Below are 19,984 nucleotides of genomic sequence, written 5' to 3'. Positions count from 1 at the left end.
GACGAGCAGGGTGTCGAAAGCGAACGTCACGACAGGCTCCTTCGGTGACGGGGAAGGGGAAGGTATGGGGCGGAACGGACCTCAGTGAGCGAACGACATCGCCGACACGGCGCGGGTCACCCGGTCGAGCACCACCGCGAGGGATTCGCCGATGTGCCGGTGCAGCAGCCGGTGGGCGAGTTCGAGTTCGTCGCCGAGGACGGCATCGACGATGGCGAGATGTTCGGCGATCGACGTCTCGATCCGGCTGTTGACCATGAAGTCGTACATCCGCACGTGCCGGATCCGGGAGTTGACCGACTCGAGCGAGCCGGCCAGTTCCGCATTGCCCGACGCGGCTATCAGGGCCATGTGGAACTCCTCGTCGAGCACCACGAAACCCGGTTCCTGCTGCGGCGGGTCGGCGGACAGACGCACCCACCGTTCGCGTTCGGCGGTGAGGGCGACGCGGTCGTGCCGCACATCGGGATTGTCGATCGCGCGCGCAATGCCCTGCAGTTCGAGGGTGATCCGCAGCTCGTAGAGGTCACGGACGCGGGGAATGCTCACCGGGACCGGCGAGAATCCGAACTCCTCGCGGCGCAACAGCCCGTCCGCGCACAGCATCGCGAGCGCCTCCCGGACCGGGGTACGGGAGATCCCGAACCGCGCGGACAGTTTCGGCTCGGTCAGCCGCTCGCCGACGCGGATCGAGCCGTTCATCAGCTCGGTGCGCAGTTCCCGGTACACGCGCGTCCGCAGCGGTTGCGCCGTGGCTGTATCCGTACGTGTCGACATAGCTGTATACGCTATGGACGTCGTGTTTCGCCGAGATTGCCCGCGGTAAAGCGACGGTTAGGAAGAGCTCTCAGAAGTCCCGCTCGAGGCGCAGCACGCCGATGGTGGTGGCCAGTCCGTCGTATTGCGCTACGAGCAGGCAGAATTCGATCATCCGACGGTCGTCGAGGTGAGCGGCCAGCGCCGCCCACGTCTCGTCGCCGAGGTCTCCGGTGGCGATCAACTCGTCGACGGCTGTGAGCATCGCCCGGTGCCGCGGGCTCCAGCCGGGCGCGCCGGGTCCGTCGAGGATACGCTGCAGGATCTCGGGGGTGATGCCGGCGCGACGGCCGAGCCGGGTGTGGTGGTCCATCTCGTAGCCGCACTCGCGTAGGTGCGCCACCCGCAGGATGACCAGTTCGGATTCGAACCGGGGCAACCGCCCGAACGGCATGAGCTTGCCGGAGTAGTGCAGCCAGCCGCGGAACAGGCCGCCGGTGCGGCCCAGGGTGCTGAACAGGTGCGCGTCCTTCGTTCCCGCCGCGGTCGAGAGCACGCGCCAGACCGCCCAGTTGAGCGGGCCGAGTTCCTTGAACCGTCCGGGCCGGATGCGAGGCGACATGCCGGTCAGTCTCGCACGGCACGCGCCAATCGGGCCATCGTCCGGGCCTGCTCGGCGCGCTGCACCACCACCGCCCGTGAGGTGTCGATGTGGGCGAGGAGCTGGTCGTGGGCGTCCTCGAGACGGCCGGCGAGCACCGCCTCCGCCACACCGATGTGTTCGTCGACGGTCGCCGCGATCCGGTCGTGCGTCAGGTAGTCGAACATGCGCACGGGCCGGACCTTCGCGTTCACGGCAGCCAGCGCGTCGCACAGGGCCGGGTTGCCGGCGGCGGCCAGCAACGCCAGGTGGAACTGTTCGTCGAGGACGACGAAGCCCGCATCCGGCTCGGGGAGGTCGCGCCGCAGCGCGTACCACCGGTCGAGCTCGGCGCCGAGCACGTCCGGATCGTGGCGGATCGAGTGATCGGCCAGCGCGCGGCGGATGCCGCGCAGCTCCAACGTGGTCCGCAGCTCGTACAGGTCGGCGAGGTCGTCGAAGCGCGGCCGGTACGGGAACAGCCCCTGCTCGCGCCGCTCGACCAGACCGTCGGACACCAGCCGCGCCAGCGCCTCCCGTACCGGCGTTCGGGAGACCCCGTACTGCTCGGCGAGCCGTTCCTCGCCGAGCCGTGTGTCCGGCGGCAGAACGCCCGTCATCAGATCCGAACGCAGCGCCCGGTAGACCCGATCACGCCGCGTGCCGCCGGCGCTCATCAGATCGCCATGGCCGCGCGGACGGTGCCTGCGGCATCGGTCCCGCCGTCGCCGCTGGCGGTGATGCGTCCGGATTCGAGGACGTAGTACCGCTGCGCCGCCTGCAGGGCGAAACCGATGTGCTGCTCGACGAGCAGCACCCCGAGGTCGCCGCGCCGGCTGAGTTCGACGACGGTGCTTTCGATCTCGGCGACGACCGACGGCTGGATCCCCTCGGTGGGTTCGTCGAGGATGAGCATGCGGGGCTCGGTGATCAGGGCGCGGGCGATCGCGAGCTGCTGGCGCTGGCCTCCGGAGAGCAGACCGGCGCGCCGGTCCAGCAGTGGCACGAGGGCGGGGAACAGCTCGAGCATGTCGGCGACGAGCTGCTTGCCGCGCTTGCGTCCGTCGGCGACGACCTGCAGGTTCTCGGCGCAGGTGAGCTGCGCGAAGGACTGCTGGCCCTGGGGGACGTAGGCCAGGCCGCGGGCGACGCGCGCGGCCGGCCGCAGCGAGGTGATGTCCGCACCGTCGAGGAGGATCCGGCCGAAGGTGGTGGGCAGCAGGCCGACGGCGGCGCGCAGCAGGGTGGTCTTTCCGGCTCCGTTGTGACCCATGACGGCGACGACCCCGTCGGCGGGGACGGTCAGGGTGGCCCCGTGGATGATCTCGGTGCGGCCGTAACCGGTCCGCACGTCGACGAGCTCGAGCATCTCACGCCTCCTGTACTGCAGTGGCGGTCCCGAGGTAGACCTCCTGGACCTGCGGGTTGTTCTGCACCTGTTCGACGGTGCCGTCGGCGATCACCCTGCCGCGGGCCAGGACGGTGACGGAGGTGGCGAAGGCGCGCATGAAGTCCATGTCGTGTTCGACGACGACGACGGTGCGCTGCGCCCCGATCCGGCGCAGCAACTGCCCCGTCTCCTCGCGTTCGTCGTGGCTCATCCCGGCGACCGGCTCGTCGAGCAGCAGCACGTCGGAGTTCTGGACGAGCAGCATGCCGATCTCGAGCCACTGCTTCTGCCCGTGGGCGAGGATGCCGGCGGGCACGTCGCGCAGGCCGGTCAGGCCGATCGTCTCGAGGGCTTCCTCGATCTGCGGCAGCACGGTCGTGCGGCGGCGCAGCAGCGACCACGGGGAGCGGCCGGAGCCGGCGGCGATGTCGAGGTTCTGCAGCACCGTGAGTTGCTCGAACACCGACGCGGTCTGGAAGGTGCGGCCCACCCCGAGGCGGGCGATCTTGTGCACCTTCTTGCCGAGCAGTTCGATGCCGGACTTGGTGACCGACCCGGTGGCCGATACCAGGCCGGTGACGGCGTCGACGAGGGTGGTCTTGCCGGCGCCGTTGGGGCCGATGAGGAAGCGCAGGTCGCCCTGCAGGAGGGTCAGGTCCACGCCGTCGACGGCGGTGAAGCCGTCGAAGCTGACCCGCAGGTCGCGGATCTCGAGGTACTCGCTGGACATGCCGGCGTTGCCGCCGTAGTGGGGTTCGGTCATCTCGCCGGCTCCATCGTCGTGGTCGGTTCGGGAATCGGGCGCGCCGGGCCGGTGCGGGTGCGTCGCCGGCGCAACGTCGCCAGCCCGGCGAGGCCCGCGGGGAAGAACCCGATGACGACGATGAACAGCAGGCCCTGCGCGTAGGTCCACGCGGACGGGAAGCTCTCCGACAGCGCGGTCTGGGCCCACGCGACGCCGATGGCACCGAGGGCCGGGCCGAGCAGGGTCGTGCGTCCGCCGATGGCGACGCCGATGAGGAATGCGAGGGAGGGGACGACGCCGACGTCGGCGGGGGAGATGATGCCGACGATGGGCACGAACAGCGCCCCGGCGATGCCCGCGAAGAAGGCCGCCGTGGCGTAGGCGACGACCTTGACGTCGGCGGGGTCGTAGCCGAGGAAACGGACCCGCTCCTCCTGGTCGCGCACGGCCACGAGCAGTTCGCCGTAGCGGGAGAACATCAACTGCCGGGTGAGCGCGACGACGGCGAGCAGGACACCCGCGGCGACGAAGAACAGCATGCGCTTGTTGGCCGGGTCGGCGAGGGACAGGCCGAAGAAGCTGCGAAAGCGGTTGAGCCCGTTCGATCCTCCGATCGACTGCTGGCCGATCAGCAGGATCGCGAAGGCCGCGGTCAGGGCCTGGGACAGGATCGCGAAGTAGGCACCCTTGACGCGGCGCTTGAACACGCCGAGCCCGAGCAGCACCGCGACCAGGGCGGGCAGCACGAGGATCGCGGCGATCGTCACCAGCGGAGAGGCGAACGGCGCCCAGTAGCCGGGCAATTCGCGGATACCGGCGATCTGCATGAAGTCCGGGACGGTGTCGCCGCGCAGCCCGGCGTCGGCGATCTTCAGGTGCATCGCCATGAGGTAGGCGCCGAGGCCGAAGAAGACGCCCTGGCCGAGGGTGAGCATGCCGCCGCGGCCCCACGCGAGACCGATCCCGACGGCGACGATCGCGAAACACAGGAACTTCGCGAGCAGGTTCAGACGGAAGTCCGACAGCACGGCGGGGGCGAGGGCGAACAGAACGAGTGCGGCGAGGGCGAACCCGGCCCACGTGCGGGCCGGGCCGGGCCGGGTGAGCGCCGGAAGACGTGTCGGGGCAGGCATCAGACCAGGCTCCTTGTCTTGACCGCGAACAGGCCCTGCGGCCGGACCTGCAGGAAGATCACGATGAGCACGAAGACGATCACCTTCGCGATCGATGCGGTGGTGGAGTATTCGATGAACGAGTTGAGCAGGCCGAGTGCGACCGCCGCGATGACGGCACCCTCGATCCGTCCGAGGCCGCCGATGACGACCACCAGGAACGCATCGATCAGGTAGGACTGGCCGATGGTGGGGCTCGTGGAGCCGATCAGGGTCAGCGCCACGCCGGCCAGGCCGGCCAGGCCGGAGCCGAGGAAGAACGTGGTGATATCGGTGCGCCGCGACGAGATGCCCACCGTCTCGGCGAGGTCGCGGTTCTGCACGACGGCCCGGATGCGTCGGCCCATCGGAGTGAACTTCATCGCCGCGATCAGGATCGCCACGCACACCACGGCCAGCGCGAGGATGAACAGCCGGGTCCTGGGCACCACCGCCCCGAGGATCTCCACGCCACCGGAGAGCCACTGCGGCGCAACCACGTTGACGGCCGGTGCGCCGAAGATGTCGCGGACGGCCTGTTGCAGCAACAGGCCCACGCCGAAGGTCACCAGCAGGGTGTCGAGCGGGCGGTGGTACATGCGGCGGATGAGGGTGACCTCGAGCAGCACCCCCATCACGCCGCCGACCAGGAAACCGACGAGCAGCGACACCAGCAGGGACACCCCGGCGGCCGAGACCACCTGCTGCACCACGTACGCGGTGTAGGAGCCGGCCATGATGAACTCGCCGTGGGCCATGTTGATCACGCCCATCTGCCCGAACGTCAGCGACAGGCCCAGCGCCGCCAGCAGCAGGATCGAACCGATGCTCAGTCCCGTGAACAGCTGTCCTACAACGACATCCATGTCGCCTCCCTTCTCGTCGGCTTCCCGGTCACGATGGTCAGCTGCCGGACAGGCCGGCGGCCCAGTCGTAGCTCTCGAGGTACGGGTCCGGCTCGATCGCCCCGTTCGACTCCCACACCGTGTAGATCAGTCCGTCGCCCCGGATCTCGCCGATGCGGGCCGTCTTGGTGATGTGGTGGTTGTCCCCGTCGATCGTGACGGTGCCCTCGGGCGCGTCGAACGAGACGCCGTCGGCCGCGGCCTGCACGTCGGCGACGGCGAACGAGTCCGCCTTCTCGACGGTGTTCTTCCACAGGTACACCGACGCGTACGCGGCCTCCATCGGGTCGGAGGTGGGCTTGTTCGCACCGTACTTCGCCTTGTACGCATCGACGAACGCCGTGTTCTCGGGACCGCCCACGGTCTGGTAGTAGTTCCAGGCCGTGAGCTGGCCGGCGATGTTCTGCGCGCCGATTCCGACCACTTCCTCCTCGGCGATCGACACCGAGATCACCGGCATGTCGGCGGCGGTGAGGCCGACGTTGGAGTACTCGCGGAAGAACGCGACGTTCGAGTCGCCGTTGAGGGTGTTGAACACCGCGTCCGCGTCGGCGGTGCGGACCTTGTTGACGATCGTGGAGAAGTCGGTGGATCCGAGTGGGGTGTAGTCCTCACCCTTGATCTCGATGCCGTTGGCCTCGGCGTACGCGCGGATGATGCGGTTCGCGGTCTGCGGGAAGACGTAGTCGCTGCCCACGAGGTAGAGGGACTCGACGCCCTTCTCCTTCAGGTAGTCCAGCGCCGGCACGATCTGCTGGTTGGTGGTGGCGCCGGTGTAGAAGATGTTCGGCGACGACTCGAGGCCCTCGTACTGCACGGGGTAGTACAGCAGCGAGTTCAGGTCCTCGAACACCGGCAGCATCGCCTTGCGGCTCGACGACGTCCACCCGCCGAACACCGCGGCCACGCAGTCGGAGCTGATCAGCTTCTCGGCCTTCTCGGCGAACACCGTCGGCTCCGACGCGCCGTCCTCGGCCACGATCCGGATCTGCTTGCCGAGAACGCCGCCGTTCGCGTTGATCTCCTCGACGGCCAGCGCGATCGAATCGCGCACCGTGACCTCGGAGATCGCCATGGTGCCGGACAGCGAGTTCAGCGAACCGACCTTGATCGTGTCCCCGGAGGTGTCGACGCACGAGGCGGACCCGGCGGCGTCGGTACTGTCGGTGGCCTTGCTGCCGCAGGCGCTGAGCACGAGGCCGACGGCGGCCAGCGCGACCGGCGCGGCGACGGCGCGCCTGGCGAACGTGGATGTGGCAACTGGCATGGAGGTGCCCTTCGTCGAAGGTGGGAACCGGACGGGGCCCGGTGTATCCGGGCTGCGTATACAGCGCTGTATCCGTGGGTCCGAAGAGTAGGCGGCCGGTGTTGCGTCGGAATGTCTCGCGGTGACGAGTTCATGACGCGTGTTACGACCTCGTTGCCGAACGCGCACACCCCGAGGTAGCACCTTATCCGCACCACGAATAGCCGTCCGCGCCAGCAATTGCCGATGCGGATGCCTGGGAGTTCCGCGGTTGTTCTCAGCGACGCGATCGGGCGACGGCCCGTTCGAAGCGGGCGACGACGGTCGGGAACCGGAACAGCTCCGCCCACGTCCAGCGGACCACCTCGAAGCCGAGGTCTCGCAGCGCATCCTCGCGCAGCTTCTCGCGCCGCACCGTTTCGGCGGTGGCTCCGGGGTCGCCGGTCCCGTACTTGCCCATGCCGTCGAACTCGCCGACGATCCCGGTCTCTTCCCAGAAGAAGTCGGTCCGCGCGACGAATCGGCCCTCGCTCGTCCGGACTTCGTGCTGGAGCGCCGGGGCCGGCATTCCGGCCTGGTGGATGCGGAGCCGGCTGATCGATTCGCCGGGACTCTCGCTGCGACCGTCCAGGAACGGGACGATGCGCCGTGCCGCGCCGATTCCCGTCCGCGCCCCGGCCCGGTGAAGTGCGGCGGCCAGCGCCGGCCGCAGGCCGGGATGCCCGCGCAACGCGGAGTCCCCCGCCACCACGGCCTCCTCGGCGGTGACCGTGCGCGAGAGGTCCACGACCGTCCGCGCAGCCGAGGTGACGCGGATCCCCTCCACGGTCTCGACTTCGTCGTGGGGGAGGGCCGCGGCGTGGACGTGCTGACGCGGAGTGCGTCGACCGCCCGACGCGCGATCGCGGGTGAGGTGGATGCGGGACAGGTCGGTGCGCCAGACCGCGAAGCCGTGGACGACGGCGGCCGAGACGTGGCTGATCGCGGCGCCCTCGTGCAACCGCGCTGCGCCCGACCGGATCCGCAGCACGTGGCGTGCCACGTCGTCGAGTTGCCCGGCGTCCTCTCGCTCGAGGTACACGCCGGGCACGATGCGTTCGAGACGACCCGTACGGATTCCTCGGCGTAGTTCGGCGTCGGTGATCCCGGTTGCGAGGACGGCAGGACGCAGCAGTGGCGTGGGTTCGCTCATACGGGGAGCGTGCCCGAATACCGGCGCTGCGTCCGCGAGCCGCGGGCGGGAGGCGGCGATCTGTGGATGAATAGTCCGCCTGTGGACAGAGTATCCGCGAACGTCGCAGTCAGCCGCGCACGCAATTGCTTTCGCGCACGGCGAATACGTGCGCGGGTGTTACTTGATGAGGTAGGGGGACACCGAGCTCTGGTGCTCGTTGATGACGAGTTCCTTGCCCAGCGGGGGGAATGCGCGCTGCGGGCAGTTCAGACGCTCGCACACTCGGCAGCCGGAACCGATGGGGGTGCCCGGGTTGGCGTCGCTGAGGTCGAGTCCGTCGGCGTAGACGAGGCGGTGGGCGTGGCGCAGTTCGCAGCCGAGGCCGATCGCGAAGGTCTTCGACGGCTGCCCGTAGCGGGCGGCGCGGCGTTCGACCGTGCGCGCGACCCACAGGTAGCGACGTCCGTCGGGCATCTGGGCGAGCTGGGTCATGATCTTGCCCGGGTACGCGAACGTCTCGTACACGTTCCACAGGGGACAGGTGCCGCCGCTGGTGGAGAAGTGGAAGCCGGTGGCGGACTGGCGCTTGGACATGTTGCCCGCCCGGTCCACGCGGACGAACGAGAACGGCACGCCGCGCAGCTTCGGCCGCTGCAGGGTCGACAGCCGGTGGGCGATGGTCTCGTAGCTGACCGCGTAGAAGGCGGAGAGCCGCTCGACGTCGTATCGGAAGTCCTCGGCCATCTCGTGGAACTGCGCGTACGGCAGCATGATCGCCGCGGCGAAGTAGTTGGCGAGGCCGTGGCGGGCCAGGGCGAGGGAGGCCTCGCTGGTGAACGCGCCCTCGGCGACCAGCTTCTCGATCAGCTCCCCGCACTCGAGGTAGGCGAGCTCGGTGGCGAGCTTGAACACCTGCTGGCCGCCCGACAGTCGCGCGGAGATCTCGAGGGTGCGCGTGGCGGGGTCGAACCGGTGCAGGACGTTCTCGCCGAGGTCGACGCGACGGACGAGCTGCACGTCGTGCACCGTCTCCATGCGCTTGATGATGCCGCCGGAGATGTCGCCGCGATGGAAGCGGATCCGGGTGGCGAGTTCCTCGGCGGCGGTGTCGAGGTCGTGCAGGTAGTTCTGCCGCTGGTAGAAGTAGTCGCGGACCTCCTCGTGCGGCATGGTGATGGTGCCGGTGCCGCTGCCGTCGCTGTACCGGTCCTCGGTGGCGGCGGCGAGTTGCGCGGTGGTGTTGCGGAATCGCCGGTGCATGTTGACCATGGCCCGTGCCAGCCCGGGGTGGGCCGACACCATCGCGGCGATCTCCTGGGCGTCGGCGTCGATGCCCATCTCCTGGTCGAGAGCCACCTCTCGCATCTCGGCGATGAGCCGGGTGTCGTCCTGGGACGAGAAGAACGTGGTGTCGACCCCGAAGACCTCGCTGATGCGCAGCAGGACCGGAACCGTGAGCGGCCGCACGTCGTGCTCGATCTGGTTGAGGTAGCTGGCCGAGATCTCCAGGGTCTTGGCCAGTGCTGCCTGGCTCAGTCCCCGCTCGGTCCGCAGCTGGCGCAGGCGGGCGCCGACGAACGTCTTTGGCATCACCCCAGCGTACGAGCGTCTACACAGCTTTGCAACGGCGGATTCGCAACGTTAGCTCTCCTCGAGTCCCAGCCAGGATCCGGGCGCGAAGGCCTCGTAGTGGACGGCGTCGGGCGACACCCCCGCAGCGAGCAGCGTCTGCCGGATCGACCGCATGAACGGGACCGGACCGCACACGTAGACCTGCGGGTCGGCCGGCAACTCGACCCCGTCGAGCGGGGAGTGGCCGTCCTCGCGGAGTTCCTCGAACTCGGAGTAGCGGGTCTGCATGCGGGCCCGCGGCAGGCGATCGACCAGGGCCTGCGTCTCCGCGCGGCGGGCATGGTCGTAGGGGGAGCGGTCGACGTGCACGACGAGAACCTCGCGCTCGGATCGGTGCGCCGCCAGGTGCTGCAGCGCCGCGAGCGTCGGGGTGATGCCGATGCCGGCCGAGATCAGCACCAGGGGATCGTCGCCGTCCTCGACGACGAGACTGCCGAACGGATGGGAGACGACGAGTTCGGTGCCGATGCCGACGCCCCCGGCGAGGAACGGGGAGACGATCCCGCCCCGGACCCGCTTGACGGTGACGGCCCACTCGCCCGGGACGTGGCTGCGCACGAGCGTGTACTGGCGGATCTGGCGGGTGCCGTCACCCAGCGTGGTGGCGACGGAGATGTACTGTCCGGGAAGGAAATCCGGCAGCGGGGTGCCGTCGGGGGAGCGCAGCGTCAGCGTCGCGACCTCGGCGCCGTCGAACTGGACGTCGCTGACCACGACGACGCGCCAGATCTGACCGGGCCGGACCCCGGCCTTGTCGTAGAGGGCTGCCTCCTGCTCGATGAGCGAGTTGGCCATCAACGTGTAGACCTCGCGCCAGGCCGCGGCGACCTCGGGGGTGACCGCGTCGCCGAGCACCTCGGCGATCGCGGCGAACAGCTGGTGCCGCACCACCTCGTAGTGGGGCGCCTGGACGCCGAGCGAAGCATGCTTGGCGGCGATCCGGGCCATGATCGCGTCGATGTCCGCGGCGTCCTCGGTGACCAGGAGCGTCGCGAACGCGGCGACCGAGCTGGCGAGTGCCTTCTGCTGCTCCCGGTTCTCCTGGTTGGTGCGGTTGAACAGGTCGGTCCGCAGCGAAGGCGCGGCCGCGAAGAGCTTGTCGTAGAACAGTTCGGAGATCCGGCCGATATGGGCGCCGACGATCGGCAGGGTGGCCTCGATCACCGGCTTCGATGTGGCGGAAAGGATGGCGCCCTCCTCGACTCGTGTGCGAGTGGGGAGTGGGCACGCCCGATCGGCGTGACCGGCCCCGACTGATCAACGCGCACATGGTAGACGAGCGATCTCGAGCCCCCCACCGATTCGACCGGCGCGACTTCCCGATTTGCCGGAGTGCACCTTGTGAGACTGATCACAATCGCGACGGCATCTCTTGCTCCTGTGGCTGGTGGGCTCGCGTTCGGGGGTTTCGTGACCCGCGCCCGGCCGAGGCGCCGGCGCGGACAATGCCGAGGTAGTTGCTACCGGCGGGTAGCTCGGGGCTCGGCGGCCGCGTTCGTTGGACGCCCCGAACATTTACAACCTTTGCAAGGGTGTGGGAAAACCTAGCGAAGATTGGCATTAGCAACAGGTAGACGGCACTTTCCGGGTGTGTCATTGTCGAGTGGTACATCCGAAAGGTCCGCGAAGGATGTGAAGTAGTACGCACGTACTGCAGAGCTTCCGGCGCGGATCAGATCTAGAGAGTGGAGCTTAGATGTCGACCACCGGCACCCCGAGGACCGCTGAGGAAATCCAGAAGGATTGGGACACCAACCCGCGCTGGAAGGGGATCACCCGCAACTACACGGCCGAGCAGGTCGCGAAGCTGCAGGGCACCGTCGTCGAGGAAGCCACCCTCGCCCGCCGCGGCTCGGAGATTCTGTGGGACCTCGTGAACAACGAGGACTACATCAACTCGCTGGGCGCCCTCACCGGCAACCAGGCCGTGCAGCAGGTCCGCGCCGGCCTCAAGGCCATCTACCTGTCCGGCTGGCAGGTCGCCGGCGACGCGAACCTGTCCGGCCACACCTACCCGGACCAGTCGCTGTACCCGGCGAACTCGGTGCCGCAGGTCGTCCGCCGCATCAACAACGCGCTGCTGCGCGCCGACGAGATCGCCAAGATCGAGGGCGACACCTCCGTCGAGAACTGGCTCGCCCCGATCGTCGCCGACGGTGAGGCCGGCTTCGGTGGCGCGCTCAACGTCTACGAGCTGCAGAAGGCGATGATCGCGGCCGGTGTCGCCGGTTCGCACTGGGAGGACCAGCTCGCGTCGGAGAAGAAGTGCGGCCACCTCGGTGGCAAGGTGCTCATCCCGACCCAGCAGCACATCCGCACCCTGACCTCGGCTCGCCTCGCGGCCGACGTCGCCGACGTCCCGACGGTCGTCATCGCCCGCACCGACGCCGAGGCCGCCACGCTGCTGACCTCCGACGTCGACGAGCGTGACCGCGAGTTCCTCGACGGCACCCGCACCGCCGAAGGCTTCTACGGCGTCAAGAACGGGATCGAGCCCTGCATCGCGCGCGCCAAGGCGTACGCGCCGTACTCCGATCTGATCTGGATGGAGACCGGCGTGCCGGACCTCGAGGTCGCCAAGAAGTTCGCCGAGGCCGTCCGTGGCGAGTTCCCGGACCAGCTGCTGGCCTACAACTGCTCGCCGTCCTTCAACTGGAAGGCGCACCTGGACGACGCGACCATCGCGAAGTTCCAGAAGGAGCTCGGCGCGATGGGCTTCAAGTTCCAGTTCATCACCCTCGCCGGCTTCCACTCGCTGAACTACGGCATGTTCGACCTGGCCCACGGCTACGCCCGCCAGGGCATGACCGCCTTCGTCGACCTGCAGGAGCGCGAGTTCAAGGCGGCCGAGGAGCGCGGCTTCACCGCCATCAAGCACCAGCGTGAGGTCGGCGCCGGCTACTTCGACGCCATCGCCACCACCGTCGACCCGAACACCTCCACGGCTGCCCTGAAGGGCTCCACCGAGGAGGGCCAGTTCCACTAGGAACCGGCAACGGATGCAGGCGCGGCGGGATCTCGGACGACCAGGTCCCGCCGCGGCCGTATCCACCCTCTGTCGAAAACCACCTTCACGACCCCCACATGACGAGTAGGAGCTGACGTGACCAGCGAAAAGATTCAGCGCGTCGGCGTGATCGGCGCCGGGATGATGGGCGCAGGTATCGCCGAGGTGTGCGCGCGCGCTCATGTCGACGTACTTGTGTACGAGCAGACCCGCGAGCTCGCGGCTGCCGGGCGTGCCCGCATCCTCCGGTCCCTCGACCGCGGTGTCAGCAGCGGCAAGATCACCGAACGGGAGCGTGAGCAGGCCGCCTGGCGGCTGCGCTTCACCTCCGACCTCGGCGACTTCGCCGATCGCCAGCTCGTCGTGGAGGCGGTCGTCGAGGACGAGAAGGTCAAGGCCGAGATCTTCGCGGAACTCGACAAGATCGTCACGGATCCGAATGCGGTGCTGGCGTCCAACACCTCGTCGATCCCGATCATGAAGCTGGGCATCGCCACCACCCGGCCCGAGCGGGTCATCGGCATGCACTTCTTCAACCCGGTTCCGGTGCTGCCGCTGGTCGAGCTCGTCACCACGCTCAAGACCAGCCCCGCGGTCTCCCAGCGCGCGGAGGCCTTCGCCTCCGAGGTGCTCGGCAAGCAGGTCGTCCGGTCCTCCGACCGGGCCGGCTTCATCGCCAACGCGCTGCTCGTGCCCTACCTGCTGTCGGCGATCCGGATGGTCGAATCCGGCTTCGCCACCAAGGAGGACATCGACAAGGCGATGGTTCTCGGATGTGCGCACCCGATGGGTCCGCTCGCCCTGACCGACCTGGTGGGTCTGGACACGGTCAAGTCGATCGCCGACTCGATGTACGGGGAGTTCAAGGAGCCGCTCTACTCGGCTCCGCCGCTCCTGCTGCGTATGGTCGAGGCGGGCCTCGTCGGCAAGAAGTCGGGCGCCGGCTTCTACGAGTATGCCGACAACGGTCGTGCCGCCAAGAAAGTCAGCTAGGTAGGTAGCACCACACCGCATCTCGGCGCCCGTGTGCCGACAGCACAGCCGTTGCGCTGGCTGTCGGGGCACGGGCGCGAGGTGCATCGAGGGAAAGGTCGACCCCTGATGGCCAGCAATGCAGACGGATACGGCTCCAGCATTCTCGGGTATCCGCGCATCGGACCCCGCCGTGAGCTCAAGCGTGCGCTCGAGGCCTACTGGCACGGGACCGGCACGCGCGACGAGCTCGTCGCCGTGGCCCGCGAGATCCAGGAGTCCACCTGGAGCGAACTCGCCGCCACCGGACTCACCCAGGTGCCGGGCAACACGTTCTCCTACTACGATCACGTGCTCGACAACGCACTGCTGTTCGGTGCGATCCCCGAGCGGTTCCGTCCGCTCGTCGGCGAGCTCGATCCGCTCGACTTCTACTTCACGCTGTGCCGGGGCCGTGAGGACTTCCCGCCGCTCGAGCTGGTCCGCTGGTTCGGCAGCAACTACCACTACCGGCAGCCCGAGCTCGACGAGACCACCACCTTCGCGTTGAACTCGGCGGCGGTCCTCGACGAGTTCGAGCGCGCCAAGGCCCGTGGCATCGAGCTGCGGCCGGTCGTGCTCGGCCCGATGTCCCTGCTGCTGCTGTCCAAGGTCTCGGAGACGTCGGAGCAGGACGGGTTCTCCACGCTCGATCTGCTCGACCGGCTGCTGCCGGAATACGAGAAGCTGTTCGCGGAGCTCGCGCGCGCCGGCGCCTGGTGCGTGCAGCTCGACGAGCCGTCCTTCACCGAGGATCGCACCCCGCAGGAGCTCGAGGCGTTCGCGCGCGCCTACGACACCCTCTCCCACGCACCGCTGCGCCCGCGCCTGCTCGTCACCGGTCCCTACGGTCACCTCGGCGAGGCGCTGCCCCTCCTCGCTGCCACCAAGGTCGAGGCCATCGGTCTCGACCTGGTCAACGGCCGGATGAGCGCGGAGGAGCTGGCCGCGGTGCCGGGACTCAAGCGCAAACGCATCTACGCCGGGGTCGTCGACGGCCGCAACGTGTGGAAGGCCGACCGGCACCGCACGCTCGAATACCTGAGCAGCCTCGCCGCCGTGGCGCCCGACCTGGTGGTCTCCACGTCGTGCTCGCTGCTGCACGTGCCCTACGACGTGCTCGCCGAGTACGACATCCCGGGCGACGTGGCGGACCGGCTGGCGTTCGCCAAACAGAAGGTGGGAGAGGTGGTCTCGCTCGCCAAGGCACTGACCACCGGGGCGGAGGAGCGGTGGCGCAAGCCGCCGACCTCGGTGCACTTCAAGCAGAAGCACACGATCCGCGCGCGCGTCAACGCCCTGCGACCCGAACACCGCCGCCGGGTCCCGTACGAGGAGCGCCGCGCCGCGCAGCAGGAGCGCCTGAAGCTGCCCCCGGTGCCGGCGACCACACTGGGGTCGTTCCCGCAGACGGCCGAGGTCCGCAAGGCTCGCTACGAGCTGGGCGAGGGCCGCATGTCGTGGGACGACTACGTCAAGCGCATCCAGGAGGAGATCGAGTCCACCATCCGGTTGCAGGAGGACATCGGTCTCGACGTGCTCGTCCACGGCGAGCACGAGCGCAACGACATGATCCAGTACTTCGCCGAACTGCTCGAGGGCTTCGCCACGACGCACTTCGGCTGGGTGCAGGCCTACGGTTCGCGGTGCACGCGTCCGCCGATCCTCTACGGCGACATCGTGCGGCCGAAGCCGATGACGGTGGAATGGATCGCGTTCGCGCAGTCGCTGACCGACAAGCCGGTCAAGGGCATGCTCACCGGCCCGGTCACGATGCTGGCACGGTCGTACGTGCGGCAGGACCAGCCGCTGCACGAGACGGCCGACCAGCTGGCGCTGGCGATCCGCGACGAGATCGCCGATCTCGAGCGGGCCGGCATCGCGATCATCCAGGTCGACGAGCCCGCGATCCGGGAACTGCTGCCCTTGCGGCAGGACGGCCGGGCCGAGTACCTGGACTGGGCGGTCGACGCATTCCGGCTCGCGACCGGCGGCGCCAAGCCCGAGACGCAGATCCACACGCACCTGACCTACTCCGGTCAGGCGTCGGTGGTCGACGCGATCGCACGGCTCGACGCGGACGTCACGGCGATCGTCGCGACCCGTTCGATCCGCTGGGTGCTCGAGGCCATCAAGGACAAGGCGCTCACCCACGGTGTCGGGCCCGGGGTCTACGAGAGCCGATCGGCACGCATTCCCGACATCGACGAACTCGACGAATTGCTCAGCACCGCTGCGGAGTCCGTCGAACTCGACCGGTTGTGGGCCAATCCGGACGGTGGGCTCAAGACCCGGCACTACTGGCAGCTCGAGCCGTCGCTGCGCAACCTGGTCGCCGCCGCACGTCGACTGCGGCGCCGGGCCGCCGGACGGTAACCGCCGGCGCGCACCCGCGAGCAGCCCCGCGGGTGCGCGTCGTCGCGCCGGCAGGTAGGCATGAACGCATGACTACCGTTGCTGCGTACGCCGCCACCGCGGCGGACGCTCCCCTCGTCAAGACCACCATCGAGCGGCGCGAGCTCGGTCCCCTCGACGTGCTCGTCGAGATCCGGTACGCCGGGATCTGCCATTCCGACATCCACACCGCCCGCAACGAATGGGGCGGCACCCGTTACCCCGTCGTTCCCGGTCACGAGATCGTCGGGGTGGTGAGCGCTGTCGGCGCCGAGGTCACCAGGCATGCTGTCGGCGACCGGGTCGGTGTCGGCTGCTTCGTCGACTCGTGCCTCGAGTGTGAGGCGTGTACCAGCGGCGACGAGCAGTACTGCGCCGGCCGGGTCACCGGCACCTACAACGCGGTCGGCCGCGACGGCGAGGTGACCCAGGGCGGATACTCCACCCATATCGTCGTCACCGAACACTTCGTCCTGAAGATCCCCGACGGCCTCGAGCTCGATGCGGCGGCGCCGCTGCTCTGCGCGGGCATCACCCTGTACTCCCCGCTCCGGCACTGGGGCGCCGGGCCGGGCAGGAAGGTCGCCGTCATCGGCATGGGCGGTCTCGGTCACGTCGGCGTGAAGATCGCCGCGGCGATGGGTGCCGAGGTGACCGTGCTGGGGCATTCACTGGCCAAGCGGGAGGACGGGCTGCGCTTCGGAGCCGTGGACTACCGCGCCATGACCGATCCGCAGACCTTCGTGGATCTGCGGGGCACGTTCGACCTGATCGTCAACACCGTATCGGTGAACCTCGACATGGATGCCTACCTGTCGCTGCTCGCCCGCAACGGCACCCTCGTCGAGTTGGGTCTGCCCGAACACCCCATCACGGTCCGGGCGTTCTCGCTCGCCCGGAACCGCCGCAGTCTCGCCGGCTCCATGGTCGGCGGGATCCCGCAGACGCAGGAGATGCTCGACTTCTGTGCCGAACACGGGATCGGCGCCGAGATCGAGGTCGTCTCGGCCGACCGGATCGACGAGGCGTACGACCGCGTCGTCGCGAGCGACGTGCGCTACCGATTCGTCATCGACGCCACCACCATCTGAGCCGTCCGGCAGGTGTGAGACTGCGACGGCCGGGTACTCCCGCCTCGTACCTCGACACGTGGAGGAAATGTGAAGAAGGCGTTGTACCGGCCCGTGAGCCTCGTAGTCAGTTCCCTGGCGGGTGTGGCCGCCGGAATGGTGTTCCGGAAGGTGTGGGCGCTCGGTGCCGGCCAGGAGGATCCGCCCGAGGCCATGGACAGCCGCTTCGGGTGGCGTGAGGTGCTGGTCTCCGCCGCCGTGCAGGGTGCGATCTTCGGTGCGGTGAGCGCGGCGGCGAACCGCGCGAGCGCGGTCGGCTTCCGCCGCGTCACCGGCACCTGGCCCGGAAAGGAATGACCCGGGGGACGGGCACGCGACTCGCGGTCCTAGAAGCCCTCGCCCAGTTGTTCACGCAGCTGGGCGAGGGTTTTCGTCAGCAGCCGTGACACGTGCATCTGGGACACGCCGACCCGTTCGGCGATCTGGGTCTGGGTCATGTTCCCGAAGAAGCGCAGCAGCACGACCGTGCGCTCGCGTTCCGGCAGGGCGGCGAGCAGCGGACGCAGCGCTTCGTGGTTCTCCACGTGCGCGAGCGCGGCGTCGTAGTCGCCGAGGGTGTCCGCCAGGGTGACGCCGTCGTCCCCGGCCGGGGCCGGTCGGTCGACCGAGACCGCCTGGTAGGCGTTGCCGGCGACGAGGCCTTCCGCGACCTCTTCGGGATCGAGGCCCAGTTCCGCGGCGAGTTCGGCCGCCGTGGGGGCACGGCCGAGGCGCTGCGACAGCTCCCCGGTCGCCTTGCTCAGCGCCAGGTGCATCTCCTTCATGCGGCGCGGGACGCGCACCGCCCACCCGGCGTCGCGGAAGTGGCGGCGCACCTCGCCCATGATGGTCGGAACCGCGAAGGACACGAAGTCCGAGCCTCGCTCGGGATCGAACCGGTCCACGGCGTTGACCAGGCCGAGGCGGGCGACCTGGAGGAGGTCGTCGAATGCCTCGCCGCGGCCGTCGAATCGGCGGGCGATGTGTTCCGCGAGTGGCAGGCACCGTTCGACCAGGCTGTCCCGCATGGTTCCGCGGGCGGGATCGTCCTCGCCGAGCGTCGTCATCTCCTCGAAAAGGGGGATGACGTCGGCGTATTCGTCGGCGGCTCGGCCGCTGCGCCGTTGGGCGCCGGTCCCCGTCACAGAACAGCGCTGCTGTCGGTCAGGGACACGTCGATGGTGGTGACAGACCCCTCGTCGGTCTCGTCCACCTTCACGTCGACGGAGTCGGCGAGCGCATTGAGCACGTGCCATCCGAAGGTCCGCGAGTCCGCCGTCAGTCCGCCGTCGACCGTGAGGGCGGACGCGCTGATCCGCAGTGCAGGCGGCATCGCCTGGAACCGGCACGACAACGTCGCACCTTCCGGCGCGCGGGTGATGAGCCGGGTGCCCGCCTCGTCGATCGCAAGCTTGACGTCGGCCACCGCGTCGAGGTCGAAACCCTGCTGGATGGCGATGGCGGCAGCGACCGCGCGCAGCACGGGAAGCTGGCCTGGTTCTGCGCGTACCCGCAACTCCACTACGGGATGGGTGCGTTCGAGGGCCGGATCGATCGATGCCGTGTTCGCCATGTGTGTTGTGTCTCCGTTGCGGCAGGTTGAGGGCCCGGGCGAGCGGGTGTTCCTGGCGAGACTACCCGCGACGCGGTGTTCTCAATCATGCGGAAGCGGCCCCCGGCCGGACGCATCGGGTCCGGCAGATCGGCTCTTTGCAGTGCCGCAGCGGCTGCCGTAGGGTGTCAGTGAGGTTGAGCACACAGCCTGACTCGGAGGTGCCGCATACCTGCGGAGACCGGTGTCGGTGCGGTCCCGCTCTGTCGACGCTTCCATCCTCTTCCGAAGATGGGAAGCTCATGACTGTCGCTACTCAACGCAAAGTCACATCGCTGTGGGTCACCCGTTCGGATCGGTCGTCGACCCCCTTCGCCTCGACCGGTGCCGATTTCTCCACCGAGAGAATCAGTTCCGCTCTCGTCCGGGTCGCTGTGGCGGGCGAACTCGACCTTCGCAACGCGCCCGCGTTGTGCAGCTACGCGGGCGCCCGGCTGCACACCTCGTCGCGTCTGGTGCTCGACCTGTCGGAGGTGGAGTTCTTCGGCTCGGCAGGACTGACCGTGTTCGAGGAACTCGACACCCTGGCCCGGCATCGGAGCTCTCGGTGGGCGCTCGTGGGCGGACGGGCGGTGAACCGGCTGCTGCGGGTGCTCGGCGAACCGGTCCACGCGCATGCCACGCTCGAGAGCGCGATCCACGCCCTGCGAGTGCCGGCCTGATCCGTACTCGCCCTGATGCGCCGACGCGACGTTGCGTCCGAGCCCCGGCTCGCTCGACTGCGGATCAGGCAGGTTTCGGGGGCTTCGGGCGACGGTTACCGCGCGGATCGACCGCCAGGACGAGCAACAGCACGCCCAGGGCCAGGTGCAACCAGTTGTCGGCCGCGTTGACCGGCACCACGTTGACACGGCTGTCGTGTCCGACCACCATGCCGAACGCCGACAACGCCAGGTATCCGGCACCACCCGCGATCAGGTAGATGCGCGACGCACGCACCTTGCGGGCGGCCAGGATTCCCACCGCGCCGTAGGCGAGGTGCAGCAGGTTGTGGGCGATCGAGACCCGGAACAGGCCCAGCAGATGGGCGTGCGACTCCTGTCCCGCGAGCGTCATCGAGTCGTACCCGCTGGTCAGGCCGGGCACGAATCCGAGCGCCCCGATGAGGAGAAACACGATGCCGACCGCGAAGGCATAGCCCTGGACCCGGGTGCGCTGCACCCTGGGATACGGACTGGGTCGGATCATCGTTCCTCCATCGGGGTGCGCGGG

The 19,984-nt window shown here is 68.9% G+C and carries 20 protein-coding genes; 6 read left to right on the top strand and 14 right to left on the bottom strand.

Annotation, left to right across the window (positions count from 1 at the left end; all coding sequences use genetic code 11):
• Positions 1-81: 81 nt before the first annotated feature.
• The 11 genes from LZP97_RS13820 to LZP97_RS13770 all read right to left on the bottom strand — a co-directional run bounded on the left by LZP97_RS13820 (position 82) and on the right by LZP97_RS13770 (position 10,803).
• Positions 82-777, bottom strand: coding sequence for a GntR family transcriptional regulator (locus tag LZP97_RS13820; protein WP_048772241.1), 696 nt, complete (start codon positions 775-777; stop codon positions 82-84).
• Between the two features lie 70 nt (positions 778-847).
• Entirely contained in the window at positions 848-1,378 is a 531-nt protein-coding gene (locus tag LZP97_RS13815) for a carboxymuconolactone decarboxylase family protein (protein ID WP_010592183.1), read from the bottom strand.
• A 5-nt stretch (positions 1,379-1,383) separates the two neighbouring features.
• Positions 1,384-2,073 (bottom strand): GntR family transcriptional regulator, encoded by a 690-nt coding sequence (locus LZP97_RS13810; RefSeq protein ID WP_048772243.1) that lies wholly within the window; start codon positions 2,071-2,073, stop codon positions 1,384-1,386.
• Complete coding sequence (gene urtE, locus LZP97_RS13805) at positions 2,073-2,765, bottom strand: urea ABC transporter ATP-binding subunit UrtE (RefSeq protein ID WP_048772245.1); 693 nt, start codon at positions 2,763-2,765, stop codon at positions 2,073-2,075. The genes LZP97_RS13810 and urtE overlap by 1 nt, the downstream gene beginning before the upstream one ends.
• A gap of 1 nt (position 2,766) precedes the next feature.
• On the bottom strand, positions 2,767-3,549 hold the full coding sequence (gene urtD, locus LZP97_RS13800; RefSeq protein ID WP_048772247.1) for an urea ABC transporter ATP-binding protein UrtD: 783 nt from the start codon (positions 3,547-3,549) through the stop codon (positions 2,767-2,769).
• Positions 3,546-4,664 carry an urea ABC transporter permease subunit UrtC gene (gene urtC, locus LZP97_RS13795; protein WP_010592179.1) on the bottom strand — a complete coding sequence of 373 codons (1,119 nt, stop codon included), beginning with the start codon at positions 4,662-4,664 and terminating at the stop codon, positions 3,546-3,548. The genes urtD and urtC overlap by 4 nt, the downstream gene beginning before the upstream one ends.
• Complete coding sequence (gene urtB, locus LZP97_RS13790) at positions 4,664-5,548, bottom strand: urea ABC transporter permease subunit UrtB (RefSeq protein ID WP_017681249.1); 885 nt, start codon at positions 5,546-5,548, stop codon at positions 4,664-4,666. The genes urtC and urtB overlap by 1 nt, the downstream gene beginning before the upstream one ends.
• Positions 5,549-5,585: 37 nt before the next feature.
• Entirely contained in the window at positions 5,586-6,854 is a 1,269-nt protein-coding gene (urtA, locus tag LZP97_RS13785) for an urea ABC transporter substrate-binding protein (protein ID WP_017681248.1), read from the bottom strand.
• 256 nt (positions 6,855-7,110) lie between these two features.
• Positions 7,111-8,025 carry a hypothetical protein gene (locus tag LZP97_RS13780; protein ID WP_010592176.1) on the bottom strand — a complete coding sequence of 305 codons (915 nt, stop codon included), beginning with the start codon at positions 8,023-8,025 and terminating at the stop codon, positions 7,111-7,113.
• 159 nt (positions 8,026-8,184) lie between these two features.
• Complete coding sequence (ramB, locus tag LZP97_RS13775; RefSeq protein WP_017681246.1) at positions 8,185-9,597, bottom strand: acetate metabolism transcriptional regulator RamB; 1,413 nt, start codon at positions 9,595-9,597, stop codon at positions 8,185-8,187.
• 51 nt (positions 9,598-9,648) lie between these two features.
• Positions 9,649-10,803, bottom strand: coding sequence for a globin domain-containing protein (locus tag LZP97_RS13770; RefSeq protein ID WP_010592174.1), 1,155 nt, complete (start codon positions 10,801-10,803; stop codon positions 9,649-9,651).
• A 532-nt stretch (positions 10,804-11,335) separates the two neighbouring features.
• Here LZP97_RS13770 and aceA point away from each other — a divergent pair.
• The 5 genes from aceA (at position 11,336) to LZP97_RS13745 (ending at position 17,478) form a co-directional block, all read left to right on the top strand.
• Positions 11,336-12,625 (top strand): isocitrate lyase, encoded by a 1,290-nt coding sequence (gene aceA, locus LZP97_RS13765; protein WP_010592173.1) that lies wholly within the window; start codon positions 11,336-11,338, stop codon positions 12,623-12,625.
• 117 nt (positions 12,626-12,742) lie between these two features.
• On the top strand, positions 12,743-13,639 hold the full coding sequence (locus tag LZP97_RS13760; RefSeq protein WP_003937464.1) for a 3-hydroxybutyryl-CoA dehydrogenase: 897 nt from the start codon (positions 12,743-12,745) through the stop codon (positions 13,637-13,639).
• A gap of 108 nt (positions 13,640-13,747) precedes the next feature.
• Positions 13,748-16,033: a 5-methyltetrahydropteroyltriglutamate--homocysteine S-methyltransferase gene (gene metE, locus LZP97_RS13755; protein WP_010592172.1), complete on the top strand. Its 2,286-nt coding sequence runs from the start codon at positions 13,748-13,750 to the stop codon at positions 16,031-16,033.
• 68 nt (positions 16,034-16,101) lie between these two features.
• Entirely contained in the window at positions 16,102-17,142 is a 1,041-nt protein-coding gene (locus LZP97_RS13750; protein ID WP_010592171.1) for an NAD(P)-dependent alcohol dehydrogenase, read from the top strand.
• A 69-nt stretch (positions 17,143-17,211) separates the two neighbouring features.
• Entirely contained in the window at positions 17,212-17,478 is a 267-nt protein-coding gene (locus LZP97_RS13745; protein ID WP_010592170.1) for a DUF4235 domain-containing protein, read from the top strand.
• A 29-nt stretch (positions 17,479-17,507) separates the two neighbouring features.
• Here the strand turns inward: LZP97_RS13745 and LZP97_RS13740 are convergent, their stop codons facing one another.
• On the bottom strand, positions 17,508-18,305 hold the full coding sequence (locus LZP97_RS13740) for a SigB/SigF/SigG family RNA polymerase sigma factor (RefSeq protein WP_010592169.1): 798 nt from the start codon (positions 18,303-18,305) through the stop codon (positions 17,508-17,510).
• Positions 18,302-18,733, bottom strand: a complete 432-nt coding sequence (locus LZP97_RS13735) for an ATP-binding protein (protein WP_010592168.1) — start codon at positions 18,731-18,733, stop codon at positions 18,302-18,304. The genes LZP97_RS13740 and LZP97_RS13735 overlap by 4 nt, the downstream gene beginning before the upstream one ends.
• Before the next feature lie 281 nt (positions 18,734-19,014).
• Between LZP97_RS13735 and LZP97_RS13730 the strand changes: the two genes are divergently transcribed.
• Positions 19,015-19,434, top strand: coding sequence for an STAS domain-containing protein (locus LZP97_RS13730; protein ID WP_048772250.1), 420 nt, complete (start codon positions 19,015-19,017; stop codon positions 19,432-19,434).
• A 64-nt stretch (positions 19,435-19,498) separates the two neighbouring features.
• Here the strand turns inward: LZP97_RS13730 and LZP97_RS13725 are convergent, their stop codons facing one another.
• Positions 19,499-19,960 carry a DUF4383 domain-containing protein gene (locus LZP97_RS13725; RefSeq protein WP_010592166.1) on the bottom strand — a complete coding sequence of 154 codons (462 nt, stop codon included), beginning with the start codon at positions 19,958-19,960 and terminating at the stop codon, positions 19,499-19,501.
• Positions 19,961-19,984 lie beyond the last annotated feature (24 nt).

The organism is Rhodococcus sp. DMF-1 (assembly GCF_021441945.1).
Taxonomy (GTDB): Bacteria; Actinomycetota; Actinomycetes; order Mycobacteriales; family Mycobacteriaceae; genus Rhodococcus; species Rhodococcus ruber.
This window is presented reverse-complemented; position numbering and strand designations above follow the sequence as displayed.

What these genes read in the sequence shown, in the direction of transcription:
- LZP97_RS13780 (WP_010592176.1), bottom strand. Translation starts at nt 8,025, where the DNA reads ATGAGCGAACCCACGCCACTGCTGCGTCCTGCCGTCCTCGCAACCGGG.
- urtD (WP_048772247.1), bottom strand. Translation starts at nt 3,549, where the DNA reads ATGACCGAACCCCACTACGGCGGCAACGCCGGCATGTCCAGCGAGTAC.
- LZP97_RS13810 (WP_048772243.1), bottom strand. Translation starts at nt 2,073, where the DNA reads ATGAGCGCCGGCGGCACGCGGCGTGATCGGGTCTACCGGGCGCTGCGT.
- LZP97_RS13725 (WP_010592166.1), bottom strand. Translation starts at nt 19,960, where the DNA reads ATGATCCGACCCAGTCCGTATCCCAGGGTGCAGCGCACCCGGGTCCAG.
- LZP97_RS13750 (WP_010592171.1), top strand. Translation starts at nt 16,102, where the DNA reads ATGACTACCGTTGCTGCGTACGCCGCCACCGCGGCGGACGCTCCCCTC.
- metE (WP_010592172.1), top strand. Translation starts at nt 13,748, where the DNA reads ATGGCCAGCAATGCAGACGGATACGGCTCCAGCATTCTCGGGTATCCG.
- LZP97_RS13820 (WP_048772241.1), bottom strand. Translation starts at nt 777, where the DNA reads ATGTCGACACGTACGGATACAGCCACGGCGCAACCGCTGCGGACGCGC.
- urtC (WP_010592179.1), bottom strand. Translation starts at nt 4,664, where the DNA reads ATGCCTGCCCCGACACGTCTTCCGGCGCTCACCCGGCCCGGCCCGGCC.
- aceA (WP_010592173.1), top strand. Translation starts at nt 11,336, where the DNA reads ATGTCGACCACCGGCACCCCGAGGACCGCTGAGGAAATCCAGAAGGAT.
- LZP97_RS13735 (WP_010592168.1), bottom strand. Translation starts at nt 18,733, where the DNA reads ATGGCGAACACGGCATCGATCGATCCGGCCCTCGAACGCACCCATCCC.
- urtB (WP_017681249.1), bottom strand. Translation starts at nt 5,548, where the DNA reads ATGGATGTCGTTGTAGGACAGCTGTTCACGGGACTGAGCATCGGTTCG.
- urtA (WP_017681248.1), bottom strand. Translation starts at nt 6,854, where the DNA reads ATGCCAGTTGCCACATCCACGTTCGCCAGGCGCGCCGTCGCCGCGCCG.
- LZP97_RS13730 (WP_048772250.1), top strand. Translation starts at nt 19,015, where the DNA reads ATGACTGTCGCTACTCAACGCAAAGTCACATCGCTGTGGGTCACCCGT.
- LZP97_RS13815 (WP_010592183.1), bottom strand. Translation starts at nt 1,378, where the DNA reads ATGTCGCCTCGCATCCGGCCCGGACGGTTCAAGGAACTCGGCCCGCTC.
- urtE (WP_048772245.1), bottom strand. Translation starts at nt 2,765, where the DNA reads ATGCTCGAGCTCGTCGACGTGCGGACCGGTTACGGCCGCACCGAGATC.
- ramB (WP_017681246.1), bottom strand. Translation starts at nt 9,597, where the DNA reads ATGCCAAAGACGTTCGTCGGCGCCCGCCTGCGCCAGCTGCGGACCGAG.